The sequence below is a fragment of the Paraburkholderia sp. genome (genome assembly GCF_050742655.1).
In the GTDB taxonomy this organism is placed as follows: Bacteria; Pseudomonadota; Gammaproteobacteria; order Burkholderiales; family Burkholderiaceae; genus Paraburkholderia.
The window spans coordinates 120486-137656 of the sequence record NZ_JBOIGG010000010.1 but is presented as its reverse complement, the minus strand read 5'-3'; the positions used below and the strand labels follow the sequence as shown (position 1 = coordinate 137656).

The 17171-nt window shown below is 65.2% G+C and carries 16 protein-coding genes; 8 read left to right on the top strand and 8 right to left on the bottom strand.

The features are described 5' to 3' along the window. Positions 1 to 19: 19 nt before the first annotated feature. A complete protein-coding gene (locus ACREXZ_RS16115; protein ID WP_431765097.1) occupies positions 20 to 925 on the bottom strand; it encodes an NAD kinase in 906 nt (301 codons plus the stop codon). Between the two features lie 284 nt (positions 926 to 1209). Here ACREXZ_RS16115 and hrcA point away from each other — a divergent pair, with 284 nt between their 5' ends. The 8 genes from hrcA to pabB all read left to right on the top strand — a co-directional run bounded on the left by hrcA (position 1210) and on the right by pabB (position 10727). After that, positions 1210 to 2229, top strand: a complete 1020-nt coding sequence (gene hrcA / locus ACREXZ_RS16110) for a heat-inducible transcriptional repressor HrcA (protein WP_431765096.1) — start codon at positions 1210 to 1212, stop codon at positions 2227 to 2229. A 167-nt stretch (positions 2230 to 2396) separates the two neighbouring features. Beyond that, positions 2397 to 3476, top strand: a complete 1080-nt coding sequence (hemH, locus tag ACREXZ_RS16105) for a ferrochelatase (protein ID WP_431765095.1) — start codon at positions 2397 to 2399, stop codon at positions 3474 to 3476. Positions 3477 to 3564: 88 nt separating this feature from the next. Beyond that, on the top strand, positions 3565 to 3972 hold the full coding sequence (locus tag ACREXZ_RS16100) for an RNA-binding S4 domain-containing protein (protein ID WP_431765094.1): 408 nt from the start codon (positions 3565 to 3567) through the stop codon (positions 3970 to 3972). Then, complete coding sequence (locus ACREXZ_RS16095; RefSeq protein ID WP_431765201.1) at positions 3969 to 4118, top strand: hypothetical protein; 150 nt, start codon at positions 3969 to 3971, stop codon at positions 4116 to 4118. Before ACREXZ_RS16100 ends, ACREXZ_RS16095 begins: the two co-directional genes overlap by 4 nt. A 343-nt stretch (positions 4119 to 4461) precedes the next feature. Next, entirely contained in the window at positions 4462 to 5049 is a 588-nt protein-coding gene (gene grpE / locus ACREXZ_RS16090) for a nucleotide exchange factor GrpE (RefSeq protein WP_431765093.1), read from the top strand. 345 nt (positions 5050 to 5394) lie between these two features. After that, entirely contained in the window at positions 5395 to 7353 is a 1959-nt protein-coding gene (gene dnaK, locus ACREXZ_RS16085; protein WP_431765092.1) for a molecular chaperone DnaK, read from the top strand. A 255-nt stretch (positions 7354 to 7608) separates the two neighbouring features. Beyond that, entirely contained in the window at positions 7609 to 8748 is a 1140-nt protein-coding gene (gene dnaJ, locus ACREXZ_RS16080) for a molecular chaperone DnaJ (protein WP_431765091.1), read from the top strand. 50 nt (positions 8749 to 8798) lie between these two features. Further along, positions 8799 to 10727: an aminodeoxychorismate synthase component I gene (gene pabB / locus ACREXZ_RS16075; RefSeq protein WP_431765090.1), complete on the top strand. Its 1929-nt coding sequence runs from the start codon at positions 8799 to 8801 to the stop codon at positions 10725 to 10727. 6 nt (positions 10728 to 10733) lie between these two features. Here pabB and panB read toward each other — a convergent pair whose 3' ends face one another. From panB to ACREXZ_RS16040, 7 genes are read right to left on the bottom strand one after another with little or no spacing between them, the layout of a single operon-like run. Further along, positions 10734 to 11549 (bottom strand): 3-methyl-2-oxobutanoate hydroxymethyltransferase, encoded by an 816-nt coding sequence (panB, locus tag ACREXZ_RS16070; RefSeq protein ID WP_431765089.1) that lies wholly within the window; start codon positions 11547 to 11549, stop codon positions 10734 to 10736. Between the two features lie 60 nt (positions 11550 to 11609). Beyond that, on the bottom strand, positions 11610 to 12314 hold the full coding sequence (locus ACREXZ_RS16065) for a deoxynucleoside kinase (RefSeq protein WP_431765088.1): 705 nt from the start codon (positions 12312 to 12314) through the stop codon (positions 11610 to 11612). After that, positions 12311 to 12856, bottom strand: coding sequence for a 2-amino-4-hydroxy-6-hydroxymethyldihydropteridine diphosphokinase (folK, locus tag ACREXZ_RS16060; RefSeq protein ID WP_431765087.1), 546 nt, complete (start codon positions 12854 to 12856; stop codon positions 12311 to 12313). Before folK ends, ACREXZ_RS16065 begins: the two co-directional genes overlap by 4 nt. Before the next feature lie 48 nt (positions 12857 to 12904). Further along, positions 12905 to 14512 (bottom strand): polynucleotide adenylyltransferase PcnB, encoded by a 1608-nt coding sequence (gene pcnB, locus ACREXZ_RS16055; RefSeq protein ID WP_431765086.1) that lies wholly within the window; start codon positions 14510 to 14512, stop codon positions 12905 to 12907. Next, positions 14509 to 15195: an HAD family hydrolase gene (locus tag ACREXZ_RS16050; protein WP_431765085.1), complete on the bottom strand. Its 687-nt coding sequence runs from the start codon at positions 15193 to 15195 to the stop codon at positions 14509 to 14511. Before ACREXZ_RS16050 ends, pcnB begins: the two co-directional genes overlap by 4 nt. 11 nt (positions 15196 to 15206) lie before the next feature. Further along, the gene (hda, locus tag ACREXZ_RS16045) at positions 15207 to 15950 is read right to left on the bottom strand and encodes a DnaA regulatory inactivator Hda (RefSeq protein ID WP_431765084.1); all 744 of its coding nucleotides are present in this window, start codon (positions 15948 to 15950) and stop codon (positions 15207 to 15209) included. Positions 15951 to 15994: 44 nt separating this feature from the next. Further along, positions 15995 to 17071, bottom strand: coding sequence for an AI-2E family transporter (locus ACREXZ_RS16040; RefSeq protein ID WP_431765083.1), 1077 nt, complete (start codon positions 17069 to 17071; stop codon positions 15995 to 15997). Between the last annotated feature and the right edge of the window lie 100 nt (positions 17072 to 17171).

The following is a 17171-nucleotide window of genomic DNA, read 5'->3' as shown; positions in this document are numbered from 1 at the left end:
GACGGGTGACCGGGGGCGGCTAGCTGGCGGGGCCGTCTTCTTCGTGCGACGGGTACTCGTTCCAGTGCAGCTTCTTGCGCAGCGTCGCATAGTAGCTGTAGCCGACCGGGTGCAGGAACGGCACCGTGTGACGCGAGCGGCGCACTTCGATCGTATCGCTGAGTTCGAGCGCGGTGAACGACTGCATGTCGAAGTTCACGTTGACGTCGCGGCCGGAGACGATCTGGATGCTCACCTTCGAGTCGTCCGGCAGCACGATCGGCCGGTTCGACAGCGAGTGCGGCGCGATCGGCACGAGCAGGAGGCCCTGCAACTGCGGATGCAGGATCGGCCCCTGCGACGACAGCGCGTACGCGGTCGAGCCGGTCGGCGTCGCGACGATCAGACCGTCGGAGCGCTGGTTGTACATGAAGCGGCCGTCCACCGACACGCGCAGCTCCGCCATGCCCGAAAAGCCGCTGCGGTTCACGACGACGTCGTTGAACGCGAGTGCGTGGTAGATCGGATCGCCGTTGCGCATGATGCGCGCTTCGAGCAGCGTGCGCTCCTCGCGCTCGAAGCTGCCCGCGAGCATCTGCGGGATAACCTCGTACATGTCGGAGAGCGGGATGTCGGTAATGAAGCCGAGCCGCCCGTGGTTGATGCCGATGAGCGGCGTGCGGTACGGCGCCAGTTGCCGGCCGATGCCGAGCATCGTGCCGTCGCCGCCCAGCACGACCGCGACGTCGGCGCGCGCGCCGATCTCCGCGGGCTGCAGTGCGGGGTAGCCGGACGCGCCGATTTCGGCGGCGGTGTCCGCTTCGAACACGATGTCGAAGCCACGCTTCTCGATGCACGCGGCGAGCGCCGTCAGCGGCTCGCTGATGCCGGGCGTGTTGCTGCGCCCAATGAGCGCAACGGTCCTGAACTGGCTGGTAACTTGCATGCCGGCATTACACCATAGGTGGGTTCTGAAAAGAACCGTCGCCGCCCCCGTTGCCGCCCTGTAGCGCGGCGCGCGCCGGACGACCGTCGGACGTGGTATTCCCGGCTTGCACGGTGACGATTATCGTTAGAATGGTGAAGCGCCGATGACAGCGGGTGTTGCCCGTGCCCGCGGCGCGGCTGCGTGCGGGTGCACGGTGCCGGCCCAGGGTTCGACGGGGCCCTGGATAGCGCCGACCTTCCCGTCATATCGTTCGCCGTGCCATTGAGCTAAAATTTTTCCCCATGCTAGATCCTCGCGCACAAACCCTCCTCAAAACGCTGATCGAGCGCTACATCGCCGAAGGTCAGCCGGTCGGCTCGCGCACGCTGTCGCGCTACTCGGGGCTGGAGCTGAGCCCGGCGACGATCCGCAACGTGTTGTCCGATCTCGAGGATCTGGGGCTCGTGGTCAGTCCGCATACGTCGGCTGGCCGGATTCCGACGCCGCGCGGCTACCGGCTATTCGTCGATACGATGCTGACGCTCGAGTCCGCCGCGGACGAGGAAGCGGTAACGCGCATGGTCAAGACCACGTTGCAGGCAGGCGAGCCGCAGAAGATCGTCGCCGCCGCGGCGAGCGTGCTGTCCAGCCTGTCGCAATTCGCCGGCGTCGTGCTCACGCCGCGGCGCAGCCACGTGTTCAAGCAGATCGAATTCATGCGGCTGTCCGACAAGCGCATCCTGCTCATCATCGTGACGCCCGAAGGCGACGTGCAGAACCGCATCATGGCGACGCAGCGCGACTTCTCGCCGTCCGAACTCATCGAGGCATCCAATTACATCAATGCGCATTTCGCCGGGCTGTCGTTCGACGACGTGCGCCGCCGGCTGCGCGAAGAAATCGACGCGTTGCGCGGCGACATGACCACGCTGATGCACGCGGCCGTTACCGCGAGCACCGAAGAGTCCGACACTGGCGACACGGTGCTGATCTCCGGCGAGCGCAATCTGCTCGAAGTAGCCGACCTGTCGTCCGATATGGCCCGGCTGCGCAAACTGTTCGACGTGTTCGACCAAAAAACCAGCCTCCTTCAGTTGCTCGACGTATCGAGTCATGCACAGGGCGTGCAGATCTTCATCGGCGGCGAGTCGAACCTCGTGCCGATCGAGGAAATGAGCGTCGTGACCGCGCCGTACGAGGTGAACGGGAAGATCGTCGGCACGCTCGGCGTGATCGGCCCGACCCGCATGGCGTACAACCGCGTGATCCCGATCGTCGACATCACCGCGCGGCTGCTGTCGCTGACGCTCAGTCAGCAATAACCCAGCAGTAACGGTTCGCTGCGCCACTGTATGTGTCACTGCAGGTAGATAGTGCGCGCGGCGTCCGCCGCCGCCAATCGGCCGGACGGCCAGCTAGCCGGTCAGGGACGCGCCGCTATAATGGTCGTTTTCGCCCCCACTCCGCAGTACGCGGTTGACCGTTGCCTATGCGTTTCGATCTCGAGCGGCCGTCGCAATCCGCCGCCGCCCATCGCGTGGCCGTGCTGCTGATCAATCTCGGCACGCCGGATGCGCCGACGCCCCGCGCGGTGCGCCGCTACCTCGCGCAGTTCCTGTCCGATCCGCGCGTCGTCGAAATCCCCGCGCTGCTGTGGCAGATCATCCTGCGCACGCTGATCCTGCCGTTCCGCGGCCAGTCGTCCGCGAAGAGGTACGCGGCGGTATGGATGCCCGAGGGTTCGCCGCTGCGCGTGCATACCGAAAAGCAGGTCGATGCGCTGCGCCAGCTGCTGCACGCGAACGGCTATACCACGCTCGTCGAATACGCGATGCGCTACGGCACGCCCGGCATCCCGGCGATGCTGAACCAGCTGAAGCTCGCGGGCGCCGAGCGCGTGCTGCTGATGCCGATGTATCCGCAGTACTCGTCGTCGACCACGGCCACCGCGTTCGACGACGCGTTCGCGGCGCTGGGCCGCATGCGCAACCAGCCCGAGATCCGCACCGTGCGCCACTACGCGGATCATCCCGCGTACATCGCAGCGCTTGCGGCGCAGGTGCACCATTACTGGCACGCGCACGGCCGTCCCGACTTCTCGGCCGGCGACAAACTGGTGTTGAGCTTCCACGGCGTGCCGCGGCGCACGCTGGATCTCGGCGATCCGTATCACGAGCAGTGCCAGCAAACAGCCACGCTGTTGATGCATGCGCTCGAACTGACGCCGGTCGAATGCCGCGTGACCTTCCAGTCGCGCTTCGGCAAGGCCGAGTGGCTGCAGCCGTACACCGCGCCGACGCTGAAGGAACTGGGCGCAGCGGGCGTACGGCGTGCCGACGTATTCTGCCCGGGCTTTACAGCGGATTGTCTCGAGACGATCGAGGAGATCGGCATCGAAGTGCGCGACGAGTTCGTGCATGCAGGCGGCAAGGAGTTTCACCGCATTCCGTGTGTGAACACCGCCCCCGCGTGGATCGCGGCGCTCGGCGAGATCGTCGCGGTCAATCTGCAGGGCTGGCCGGTTCAGGCGGCGCATACGGTACACGCGCACGGGGCCGTGACGACATGAATGCCTTCGTCCCGACATCGCGCGCAGGCATGGTATCTGCATTGGGTTACGCCCCGCATCGAGGCGCCCGCGCGATCCGGAGCGGCCGATGAACTACAGGATTTCGACGGACCCAGGCGCGCGGCTGCGCATCGACAAGTGGCTATGGGCGGCGCGCTTCTTCAAGACGCGGTCGCTTGCCGCGGATGCTGTCGAGAAAGGACGGGTGCGGGTCGGCGGCGCGCCGGTCAAGCCGGCAAAGGACGTGCGGGTCGGCGACCGGGTCGAGATCGAGATCGAGCACGCGGTCTGGCAGGTGGACGTGCTGGGTCTATGCGACGTGCGCGGTCCGGCCAGCGTCGCGCAGACACTGTATGAGGAGACGGCTGAGGGAAAGGCGAAGCGGCTGCTGGAACTGGAGCGCCGCAAGACGTACCGCGAACCGGCCGCGGCGTTTCACGGCCGGCCGACCAAGCGGGACCGGCGGGTTATCGACAAACTTTCAGGTGGGGATTGAAGATCTGTTCCATCGTCGCGTGCACGCTACCGTATTCGGTCGTGCTGTCGGTGACGGCTCCGGACATGCAGATGGTCGTGGTGCCCGCGATGAGTACCAAGGCGACCACCGATATGGCAAAGGTCAGTTTCACTGGTACCTCCTGAACACACAGGATGGAAACGGGCAATTGGAAGATGATGGGTTCGCGTAAGGTTAGGGTAAACGTGCCTTTTCTGACGCTTGGATGGAGTTTAGGCCAGCCGCGAGGTGGGCTCAATCTCAATCTGATGAAGCGCGGGTAATGGTTGTAACGGGCCGTTTCGGCAGCACGGTTGCAGTGCAAAAAGCGTCGCCGTTGGCTTGAAAACGCCGTTTTCGCGCCCATCTGCACCGGCAGCGAGCGGTACGGCGTCGCGCCGCGACAACACGGTCTGCGAGGGGCAGCGGCGACGCCGGCTGCTTTGTTTTTGCTTCTGGTTTCTATTATTTCTAACGACTTTCAGCGACATGGAAAACACGCAAGAGAATCCGACGGGCCAGGATCCGGCTCCCGCCGACGCCGCGAAGCAAGTCCCCTTGGGGGGCGAAGTTGAGAGCCAGGCCGCCGCGCAGCCCCAGCAGGAACCCGCGGACGCGGCGAACGAAGCCGTCGCCGCGCTCGCCGAAGCGCAGGCCAGGATCGCCGATCTGCAGGAGAGCTTCCTGCGGGCGAAGGCCGAGACCGAGAACGTGCGCCGTCGCGCGCAGGAAGACGTCACGAAGGCCCACAAGTTCGCGATCGAAAACTTCGCCGAGTATCTGCTGCCGGTGGTCGACAGCCTCGAGGCTGCGCTCGTCCACTCGTCGGACGATCTCGTGAAAGTCCGCGAAGGCGTCGAGCTGACGCTGCGCCAGCTAACGGGCGCGCTCGAGAAAGGGCGCGTCGTACCGATCGATCCGGTCGGCGAGAAGTTCGACCCGCATCGCCACCAGGCCATTTCGATGGTGCCGGCCGAGCAGGAGCCGAACACCGTCGTGACGGTGCTGCAAAAGGGTTACGTGATCGCGGACCGCGTGCTGCGACCGGCACTCGTAACCGTTACGCAGCCGAAGTAATCCGGCGAAGTCATTTGCACGTCTGTATCGAGCGCGTTTGCGGACGCGTTTGCGGATTTCCCCAGACCAGCAGCAGGTGAGCCGGCCAGGAGCAGCATTCCGGTCGACGCGACCGCATTCGCCGCGTTCGACATACGGGAAGTGACCGCGGAGTCGTTCGACGCGGCCCTGGCCGGAGCCGGCGGCGATTGAAAAAAATTAAAGACCGCATCGGGTACAAGGTCTTGAAAACGATGCGGTTGCACTTACCTTGAGTGCAGGTACGAATCTGGACGCGGAAGTCGGTCGAAAGCCAGCAGGCGCAAGGCGTTCCGCAGCACATCGAATTTCTGGAGATTGGTAAAAATGGGCAAAATCATCGGCATCGACCTCGGCACCACGAACTCGTGCGTGGCGGTGATGGAAGGCAATCAGGTCAAGGTGATCGAAAACTCGGAAGGCGCCCGTACGACGCCGTCGGTCATCGCCTACATGGACGACAACGAAGTGCTCGTCGGCGCACCGGCGAAGCGCCAGTCGGTCACCAACCCGCGCAACACGCTGTTTGCCGTCAAGCGCCTGATCGGTCGCCGCTTCGAAGAAAAGGAAGTGCAGAAGGACATCGGCCTGATGCCCTACAAGATCGTCAAGGCCGACAATGGCGACGCGTGGGTCGAAGCCCACGACCAGAAGCTCGCCCCGCCGCAAATTTCGGCGGAAGTGCTGCGCAAGATGAAGAAGACCGCCGAAGACTATCTCGGCGAGGAAGTCACTGAAGCCGTGATCACGGTTCCCGCGTACTTCAACGACAGCCAGCGTCAGGCGACGAAAGACGCCGGCCGCATCGCCGGTCTGGAAGTGAAGCGGATCATTAACGAGCCGACCGCAGCCGCGCTCGCGTTTGGTCTCGACAAGGCCGAAAAGGGCGACCGCAAGATCGCGGTGTTCGACCTCGGCGGCGGCACGTTCGACATCTCGATCATCGAGATCGCGGATGTCGACGGCGAAATGCAGTTCGAAGTGCTCTCGACCAACGGCGATACGTTCCTCGGCGGTGAAGACTTCGACCAGCGCATCATCGATTACATCATCGGCGAGTTCAAGAAGGAGCAGGGCGTCGACCTGTCGAAGGACGTGCTCGCGCTGCAACGCCTGAAGGAAGCCGCTGAAAAGGCGAAGATCGAACTGTCGTCGGGCCAGCAGACCGAAATCAACCTGCCGTACATCACGGCCGACGCGTCGGGTCCGAAGCACTTGAACCTGAAGATCACCCGCGCGAAGCTCGAAGCGCTGGTCGAAGACCTGATCGAACGCACGATCGAACCGTGCCGCGTTGCGATCAAGGACGCCGGCGTGAAGGTCAGCGACATCGACGACGTGATCGTGGTCGGCGGTCAGACGCGTATGCCGAAGGTGCTGGACAAGGTGAAGGAGTTCTTCGGCAAGGAAGCGCGCCGTGACGTGAACCCGGACGAAGCCGTCGCAGTCGGTGCGGCGATCCAGGGTCAGGTGCTGTCGGGCGACCGCAAGGACGTGCTGCTGCTCGACGTGACCCCGCTGTCGCTCGGCATCGAAACGCTCGGCGGCGTGATGACGAAGATGATCAACAAGAACACCACGATCCCGACGAAGCATGCGCAGGTGTACTCGACGGCCGACGACAACCAGGGCGCCGTGACGATCAAGGTGTTCCAGGGCGAACGCGAAATGGCAGCCGGCAACAAGCTGCTTGGCGAGTTCAACCTCGAAGGCATTCCGCCGTCGCCGCGTGGCGTGCCGCAGATCGAAGTGAGCTTCGACATCGACGCGAACGGCATCCTGCACGTTGGCGCGAAGGACAAGGCGACCGGCAAGGAAAACCGCATCGTCATCAAGGCGAACTCGGGTTTGTCGGAAGCCGAGATCGAGAAGATGGTGAAGGACGCCGAAGCGAACGCCGAAGAAGATCACAAGCTGCGCGAGCTGGCCGATGCCCGCAACCAGGGCGATGCGCTCGTGCACAGCACGAAGAAGGCGCTCACCGAATACGGCGACAAGCTCGAAGCCGGTGAGAAGGAAAAGATCGAAGCCGCATTGAAGGATCTCGAAGAAACGCTGAAGAGCAGCGCGAGCGACAAGGCCGCGATCGAGGCGAAGATCGAAGCGGTGGCCACGTCGTCGCAGAAGCTCGGCGAAAAGATGTACGCCGACATGCAGGCTGCGCAAGGCGCCGCGGGCGCAGCAGCAGGTGCCGCGGGCGCTGCCGGCGGGGCAGAGAGTGGTGCCGCCGGCCAGCCGGAAGACGACGTCGTCGATGCCGAGTTCAAGGAAGTGAAGAAGGACTAAGGCCAGTTGCGTTTAACCGCGACACCATGCGCAGCGATGCTGCGCATGACCGGCTGCAAGACGGTCTGCGCTGATCGGGCGCATGACCGGTTACCACGCTCGGCGAGCCTTCTGGCTCCCCGGGCACGTTTGTTTTGTGGAGGTCGCTGCGTGCGCCGTGCAAACGGCATCGTGCGCAGTGCCTGGACGAGTCGCGAGACTCCAGCATTCAACAGGAGCCGCCGCGCTGTACCGCACGGCTGGCGCTGAACCGATATGGCGAAACGGGATTACTACGAGGTTCTGGGCGTCGCGAAGAACGCGAGCGACGACGAAATCAAGAAGGCTTATCGCAAGCTCGCGATGAAGCATCACCCCGACCGCAATCCGGACAACAAGGATTCGGAAGAGCGTTTCAAGGAGGTGAAGGAAGCCTATGAAATGCTGTCGGACTCGCAGAAGCGCGCGGCCTACGACCAGTACGGCCACGCGGGCGTCGATCCGAATATGGGTGGCGCGGGTGCACAGGGCTTCGGCGGATTCGCCGACGCGTTCGGCGACATCTTCGGCGACATCTTCGGCCAGGCGGCCGGCGGCGCTGCCCGAGGGGGAGGCCGTGCCGGCCCGCAGGTGTATCGCGGCGCCGATCTGCGCTACAGCATGGAAATCACACTCGAACAGGCCGCGCACGGCTACGACACGCAGATCCGCGTGCCGAGCTGGGTATCGTGCGAGGTGTGCCACGGATCCGGCGCGAAGCCCGGCACGAAGCCGGAAACCTGCCCGACCTGTAACGGTTCCGGCGCGGTGCGGATGTCGCAAGGCTTCTTCAGCATCCAGCAGACCTGCCCGAAGTGCCACGGCACCGGCACCTACATTCCCGAGCCTTGCACGCACTGCCACGGCGCCGGCAAGACCAAGGAAACCAAGACCCTCGAGGTGAAGATCCCGGCTGGCATCGACGACGGCATGCGGATCCGCTCGGCCGGCAACGGCGAGCCGGGCATCAACGGCGGACCGTCGGGCGACCTGTACGTGGAAATCCACATCAAGGCGCACACGGTATTCGAACGCGACGGCGACGATCTGCATTGCCAGATGCCGATTCCGTTCACGACGGCGGCGCTCGGCGGCGAGATCGAAGTGCCGACGCTTGCGGGCCGCGCGAGCTTCCCGGTATCGGAAGGCACGCAGTCGGGCAAGACGTTCCGTCTGCGCGGCAAGGGTATCAAGGGTCTGCGTTCGAGCATTGCGGGCGATCTGTACGTGCACGTCCAGGTCGAGACGCCGGTCAAGCTCACCGAACAGCAGCGCGAACTGCTGCAACAGTTCGAGAAGTCGCTGGTGGAAGGCGGCGCGCGGCACAGCCCGCAGAGCAAGAGCTGGTTTGATCGGGTGAAGAGCTTCTTCGACTGAGCGCTATCGGGTCACGCGGGGTCACGCGGGGTGAACAGGGTCATGCCGATATGCCGATAATCCCGACGACAACCGACGAGCAGGACGAACGCGACGCCGTGTTCGTCCTGCTCGACGACAGCGGGTCGACCGCGCAGCGTCCGTCGAGCCGCCTGTACACCGGCTTCGTGCGCGAGCATGTCTGCACGGAGGCGAGCGGTGCCGCGCTCGACGCGGTGTGCGACGCAGTCACGGCTGGCCAGCGCGAAGGTCTGCACGCGGTCGTGCTGGCGGACTACGAGTTCGGCCGCGACCTGTCGCGCAGCCGCGATTCGCACACGCAAACACAAACTCATACGACGCAGCCGGGCAACGCCCCGCTGCGTTTTTTATTGTTCAAGTGCTGCGAGCGCCTGTCGCGCGACGCGGTCGACGCGTGGCTCGCGCAACGCGACGGCGGGACCGAACAGCCTTCGGTGGCCGGCGCGGCGAACCTGCGCGAAAGCGTCGATCGCGCGCAGTTCACCGACGCGATCGACCGCATTCACGCAGCACTGCGCGACGGCGAGACGTACCAGGTCAACTACACGTACCGGATGACGTTCGATGCGTTCGGCGCGCCGCTCGCGTTCTACCGGCGGCTGCGTGCGCGTCAACCGGTGCCGTACGGCGCGCTGGCCGCGCTGCCGGGGGACCGCTGGGTGCTGTCGTGCTCGCCGGAGCTGTTCGTGCGCAATGACAGCGGGACGCTCGTCGCGCGGCCAATGAAGGGCACCGCCCCGACCTCCACCGACCCCGACACCAACCGTCGTGCCGCCGATTTCCTCGCGAACGATCCGAAGAACCGCGCCGAGAACGTGATGATCGTCGACTTGCTGCGCAACGATCTGTCGCGGGTCGCGCAGATCGGCTCGGTGAGCGTGCCGGCGTTGTTTTCCGTCGAACCGTACGGATCGGTGTGGCAGATGACGTCGACGGTGACCGCGGCGCTGCGGCCGCGTACGTCGTTCGGCGACGTGCTGCGCGCGCTGTTTCCGTGCGGCTCGATTACCGGTGCGCCGAAGCATCGCACGATGCAGCTGATTGACGCGCTCGAGACGACGCCGCGCGGACTCTACACCGGGATGATCGGCTGGCTCGATGCGCCCACGGAAGAAGGTGTGTGCGGCGATTTCTGCCTGTCGGTGGCGATCCGCACGCTGACGCTCGATGCGCCCGGCCGGGCGGAAGGCGAACGGCGCGGCACGTTGGGCGTCGGCGCGGGAATCGTACTCGACAGCGTCGCCGCCGACGAATACGCCGAGTGCCGGTTGAAAGCCCGTTTCCTCACCGACGCCGATCCGGGCTTCGAGCTTTTCGAAACGATGTATGCGACGCAAGAGCAGCGCATCCGTCATCTCGACCGGCATCTCAAGCGGTTGTCCGCGAGCGCGCGCTGCTTCGGCTTTGCGTTCGATGAAGAAGCGGTGCGCGCGCGGCTCGACGAGCAGTGCGCGGCGCTGCCGCCGGGTGTCGCGCATCGCGTGCGGCTTGCGCTTGGTAAAGAAGGCGTCGCTCAGATCGTCGCCGCGCCGCTTGCGCCGCTCGTACCGATTGCAAACGACGAGATCGGCGTGCTGCTCGGGCCGGACCACGGCTTTGCCGCGACGCAGGCCGCCGATCCGCTGCTACTCCACAAGACGACGCGCCGTGCCGACTACGATCGCGGCTGGCGCGACGCCGAGGCACACGGCGCATTCGATACGCTGTTCTTCAACGAACGCGGCGAGCTGACCGAAGGCGGGCGCTCGAATGTGTTCGTCAAGCTCGATGGTCGCTGGTGGACGCCGCCGCTCGCAGCAGGTGTGCTGCCCGGCGTGATGCGCTCGGTACTGCTCGACGATCCCGTATGGCAGGCGGCGGAGCGTGTGCTCACGCGTGCCGACTTGCAGCGCGCCGAGGCGCTCGTGCTGTGCAACGCGCTACGAGGCGCACTGCCCGCGCGGATCGTCACGCCGTAGCCCCACTCAAAACGTATGCTCAGCCCCAGGAAACGAGCCGTCCTTCACCGCGCGCACGTAGGCCGAGACCGCATCGAAAATACCCGGCTGACCCTGCATGAAATCCTTCACGAAGCGCGGCCGCTTGCCGGGGAAAATGCCCAGCATGTCGTGCAGCACCAGCACCTGACCCGAGCAGTCGATGCCCGCGCCGATCCCGATCGTCGGAATGCGCAACTGCTTCGTGACGTCCGCGGCGAGCAGCGTCGGGATCGCCTCCATCACGATCAGCTGTGCGCCCGCGTCCTGCAGCGCACGTGAATCGCGCAGCAGCTGGCTCGCGCCGGCTTCGGTCTTGCCCTGCACCTTGAAGCCGCCAAACGCATGCACCGATTGCGGCGTGAGCCCGACGTGCGCGCAGACCGGCACCGCGCGCTCGACGAGAAAACGCACCGTGTCGGCGAGCCATTCGCCGCCTTCGAGCTTGATCATCTGCGCGCCGGCACGCATCACGTGGGTCGCGCTCGCGAACGCATCGGCAGGCGTGCCGTAGGTACCGAACGGCAGGTCCGACACGACCAGCGCCGACGGCTTCGCGCGTGCAACGCAGGCCGTGTGGTACGCGATGTCGTCGAGCGAAACGGGTAGCGTCGTCGTATGGCCTTGCAGCACGTTGCCGAGCGAATCGCCGATCAGCAGCACGTCGACGCCCGCGCGGTCCAGCAGCGCCGAAAAGCTCGCGTCGTAGCAGGTGAGCATGGCGATCTTTTCGCCGGCGTCACGCATCGCCTGAAGCTTCGGGACGGTGATCGCGTGCCGGCTCGCTTCCTGCAGATAGGTCATGGGGGAATCCGTTTGAGGTGCGTTGAAGAGTGTCGTGCGCGTCGCGCGGCCCAGCGTCGGTCAGAGCGACGTGCCCTTGACGAAGAATTCCTTGCGTCCGCGCATCGTCTCGATCCGTTCGATGAGCAGCGCCAGATCCGCGTCGGATGCGAGCGGGTTCAGATGTTCCGCGTTGACCGTCAGCACGGGCGTGCGGTCGTAATGGTAGAAAAACTCGTTGTACGCGTCGCACAGCGCGCGCAGGTAGGCATCGGGGATCTGCAGTTCCATCGGCACCGCGCGCTTCTGGATGCGCGCGAACAGCACTTCGGGGCTGGCCTGCAGATAGACGACGAGGTCCGGTGAAGGCGCGCCGCGTGGGCTGCCTTCGGACGCCGGCACATCGATGCGCGCGGCGAGCGCACGGTACAGCTGCCACTCGTCGTCGGGCAGCGTGAGACGCGCGAAGATGTCGTTCTTCTGAGTCATGAAATCGGCGACGAGCGGCGTGCCAGTCGCATACGCGGCGCCGATCTCCTGCGCCTGCTGCGCGCGTTGCATCGCGAAGTGCAGCTGCGTGGCGAGCGCGTAGCGGCTCGTGTCGCGATAGAAGCGCTCGAGAAACGGGTTGTCTTGCGGCCGCTCGAACAGCGTGTTCATCGACCAGCGTCCGGCGAGCCGCTTCGCGAGCGACGTTTTGCCAACACCGATCGGCCCTTCGATCGCCAGATAACGGAACGGCGGACGCAGCGCCGGCGCGGTGACGGTAAGCGGCGGCGAACTCATGAGCAGGTGCCTTTGGCGGTGTCGCCGGTGTCCGCGAGTGCGCTCAACATCGGGCACTGACACGGCGATTTGACTTTCTCGATGCGCTGCTGTGCAACGGAGGCGAGAAACGCATCGGCGCGGCCGCGCTGCGGAATGATCAGCGCCGGCTCGATCTCGAGGAGCGGCACGAGCACAAACGCGCGTTCGACGAGCCGCGGATGCGGCACGATCAGATCAGGTTCTTCGATGGATTGTTCGCCGTACAGCAGGATGTCGAGATCGAGCGTGCGCGGCGCGTTGCGAAACGGACGCTCGCGGCCGAAGTGGTGCTCGATCTTGTGGCACAGCGCAAGCAGGTGCCGTACGGGCGACGTCGTGTCGAGTTTCACGACGCAGTTGAAGTAGTCGTCGCCGCCCGCGTCGATCGGCGCGGTGCGATAAAAGCTCGATTTCGCGAGCACGGAGATGGTGTGCTGCTGTGCGAGGCACACCACTGCATCTTTCAGGGTCTGGCGCGCGTCCCCGAGATTCGCGCCGAGGCCGAGATAGGCAACCGTCATGGCATCACTTCCTGCAACTTTCGTTCGACGGCGAACGCAGGCGCCGCATCAATCCTCGTGAGTACCGCCGGGGCTCACGTCGCTTGCTGCGCGGCTATCTGCTGTCGTACCGCCCTCCATTCCGTCACCCGGTGCGCGGTTTCTGGCGCCACCGCGCCGCCGTCGTTTTTTGGGTGCCCGGTCCTTCCCGCCTTGCGTGAGCAATGTTTCGCGCGCAGCGATGTCTCCTTCGATGAACTCCGTCCACCACGTTCCCACCGACTCGTCGAGTTCGCCGGATTCGCAGCGCAACAGGAGGAAATCATACCCTGCTCTAAATCTTTGGTGTTCCAGCACCTTCAGCGCACCGCGGCCACGTTTTTCGAGACGCAACTGCAGGCCCCAGATTTCGCGCATATCGGACGAGAAGCGCTTGTGGATCGCGAGCTTCTCGGTCTGCATGTCGAGGACGTCGTCCATCGCGCGATGCAGCGCGGGCACCGGGTATTCGCCGCGCGCCGCGTTTTGCTGCGAGCGCTGCTGCACGTCGTGCCACATCAGTGTCGCGAACAGGAAGCCGGGCGATACCGGCTTGCCGGCGCGCACGCGTGCGTCGGTGTTGGTCAGCGCGAGCGTGATGAACTTCTCGCCGTGCGGCTGTTCGAGCACGACGTCCAGAAGCGGCAGCAGCCCGTGATGCAGCCCTTCCTTGCGCAGCCGCTGCAGGCACGCGAGCGCGTGGCCCGACAGCAGCAGCTTCAGCATTTCGTCGAAGAGCCGCGCGGCCGGCACGTTGTTGATCAGGTCGGCGAGCGACGTGATCGGTGCACGCGTCATTTCCTCGATCTCGAAATCGAGCTTCGCGGCGAAGCGCACGACCCGCAGCATCCGCACCGGATCTTCGCGGTAGCGCGTGGCCGGGTCGCCGATCATCCGCAGGAGGCGCGCACGGATATCGGCCATCCCGTTGTGATAGTCGAGGACCGTCTGCGTCGCGGGATCGTAGTACATCGCGTTGATCGTGAAGTCGCGCCGCGTCGCGTCTTCGTGCTGCTCGCCCCACACGTTGTCGCGCAGTACGCGGCCGCTCGCGTCGACCGCATGGGTGCGGCGATCGAGTTCGTCGCGTCGCAGCCGTCTCGGCGGCGCGTCTTCCGTACTGTCTTCCTTCGGAGCGACGGGCGGATCGACCAGCGCACGGAACGTCGAGGTCTCGATGATTTCCTGGCCGAACTGCACGTGCACGATCTGGAAGCGCCGCCCGATGATGCGCGCGCGACGGAACAGCTTCTGCACCTGTTCGGGCGTCGCGTCGGTGGCGACGTCGAAATCCTTCGGCGCGACGCCGAGCAGCAGGTCGCGCACCGCGCCGCCGACGATGAACGCGCGGAAGCCCGCCTGTTGCAGGCCCTCGGTGACGCGGATCGCGTTGCGCGAGATCAGTGACGGGTCGATGCCGTGAATGTCGGACGGAATGATGACCGGGACGTCGGGGTCTCTCTTCGTGTCTTTCGCGGCTTTTGCGCCTTTCGTGCCGGCATCGCGCGCTGGCTTGCGGCGCGTTTTTGCCGCGGTGGCGGGGGAGGTGGCGTCGGCGGCTGTCGTATCGGCGGGGGTTGCCGCGTCAGTGGCTGCCGTATCCTGGCCGAACAGCTTGCGGATGAGTTTCTTGATCACGTGGGTTGAAAGAGTTCGAGGATGCGCCAGCCGCGTGTTTGCGCATGGGCGCGCAGCGTGTCGTCGGGGTTGGTCGCGATGGGGTCGGTGACCCGTTCGAGCAGCGGGATGTCGTTGTGCGAATCGCTGTAGAAGTAGCTGCGTTCGAAATCGGACCACGTCTTGCCGAGCGACGCGAGCCAGGCCTCCGTGCGTACGATCTTGCCTTCCTTGTAGCTCGGCGTGCCGGTGGGGCGACCCGTGTAGGCCGACTGCGGATGACCGTCGACGGTCTCGGCCTCGCAGGCGATCAGTTTGTCGACGCCGAACACTTCCGCGATCGGGCCGGTGATGAATTCGTTCGTCGCGGTGATGATGCAGCACAGATCGCCGGCGTCGCGGTGCCGGCCCACCAGCCCGAGCGCGGCCGGAACGATGGCCGGCCGGATCACTTCGTGCATGTACTGGTCGTGCCATTCCTTCAACTGCGCACGCGAATAGCGCGCGAGCGGCGTCAGCATCGCGACCAGGTACGCGTGGATGTCGAGCTTGCCGGCCTTGTAGTCCGCGTAGAAGCGGTCGTTTTCACGCGCGAAGGTGTCCCCGTCGACGATTCCGAGCTTCACCATGAAGCGGCCCCATTCGTGGTCGCTGTCAGTGGGAATGAGCGTGTGGTCGAGATCGAACAGAGCGAGATTAGCCATGGGGGCACATTTTACTTGAAGCGGGTTCCGGCAGCGGGCAATGCGCCCGTACGCGGGTCTTCGGGGTCGGCGGGCGCGGCCAGCATCGCGCGCAGCAACGGCAGCGTGACCGCGCGCTTCTGTTCGAGCGAGAAGCGGTCGAGCGCGTCCAGCAACGCCATCAGGCTCGGCATGTCGCGGCGAAAATGCGTGAGCAGGTAGGCGGGCACGTCATCGGCGAGCGCGATGCCGCGCTCGTGCGCCGCGTATTTAAGCACGGCCGCCTTGCCGTCGTCGGGCAGCGGCGCGAGATGGAACACGAGCCCCCAGCCGAGCCGCGTCCGCAGGTCCTCGCGCACTGCGAGGCCGATCGGCGCTGCGTTGCCGGCCGCGACGAGCGCGCTCGTCGGATGCGCGCGCACTTCGTTGAACAGGTTGAACAGCGCGATCTGCTGCGCGGCCGACAGGCCGTCGCAATCGTCCACTGCGTACAGCGCGACCTGCGGATCGAACGCGAATGCGTCGAGGCTGCTTTGCGGACCGGCGAATCGCGCATTCCCCGGCGCCGCTTCATGGACAAACGCCTGCAGCAGATGCGTGCGGCCGCTGCCCGCTTCGCCCCAGATGTAGAACGTGCGATCCGCGACAGGGCCCGCCGCGAGCGCGCCGTCGAGCTCGCGCAGCCGCGTCACGAGCTCGGCGTTCGCCGCGGCGAAGAAGTTGTCGAATGTCGATGGCGGCGGGGTGCCGAGATCGAGCGTCAGCTGTCGGAGCACGATAGGTGTGGCGCGAAAATGAAGGCTGTGAAACCTGGGATCGATTAGTTTTTGTAGAGCGTGCTCGTGAGGTAGCTCTGCCGCAGTTCGCGCAGCGCGACCGTCAGCATCGCGCTGACCGGCAGCGCGAGCAGCACGCCAAAAAAGCCGAACAGCTGGCCGAACGCGAGCAACGCGAAGATCACCGCGAGCGGATGCAGCCCGATGCGCTCGCCGACGAGCCGCGGCGTGAGGAAGAAGCCCTCGAGAATCTGCCCGACGCCATAGATCACCGCGACTGCGCCAAAGCCGTACCAGTTGCCGAACTGCAGCAGCGCGGCGAGCAGCGCGAGCACGAGGCCGGTCGCATAGCCGATGTACGGAATGAACACCGCGAGCCCGGTGAAGATGCCGACCGGCAGCGCGATCTCGAAACCGGCGATCGACAACGCGATCGCATAGAACGCGGCCAGCACGGCCATCACGAGCAGCTGGCCGCGCAGGTACTGCGACAGCATCTGGTCCATGTCGTGTGCCATCTGCAGCGTCTTGTCGAGCCAGCGGCGCGGAATGAAACTCTGCGTGCGCGCGAGCATGTCGTTCCAGTCGTACAGCAGATAGAACAGCACGAGCGGCACCATCACCACGTTGCCGATCAGCGTGATCATCACGTTGCCGCTCGTGCGGATCGACGTCCACGCGTACATCGCGACGGTTTTCGCGCTGCCTTCGAGCTGGCCCATCACCATGTCGCGCAGACTCGCGAAATCGAGCGAATCGGCGAGACCGAGCACCGCCAGCTTCGGCTGTACCCAGTCGTGCACGTGCGCGAAGAACCCTGGCACCTGCTGGCGCAACTGCGGGCCTTCCTTCTGGATCACCGCGAGTATCAGCAGCACGAGCAGCGATACGAGCACGGCGAACAGCAGCATCATCAGCAGCGCGGCGAGGCCGCGCGGCACCCGCCGCCGTACCAGCCACGCGACGCCCGGTTGCAGGATGTACGCGAGGATCGCGCCGAGCAGGAACGGCGTGAGCACGGGGCTCAGCAGCCACAGCAGGATGCCGGTGCCGAGCGCGATGGCGAGCCAGATGAAGGCGCGGCGCTGGTACGGAGTCAGAATCGGAGCGTTTTGCTGCAAGGCGTGTTTCCTGGTGAGCGGAACGGTGGATCGGCGGGACGGCGGCTGCGGCCCGGGTGACAGGCCGTTCACGGCGGCAGCGGCAAATTCCGACCGGCCT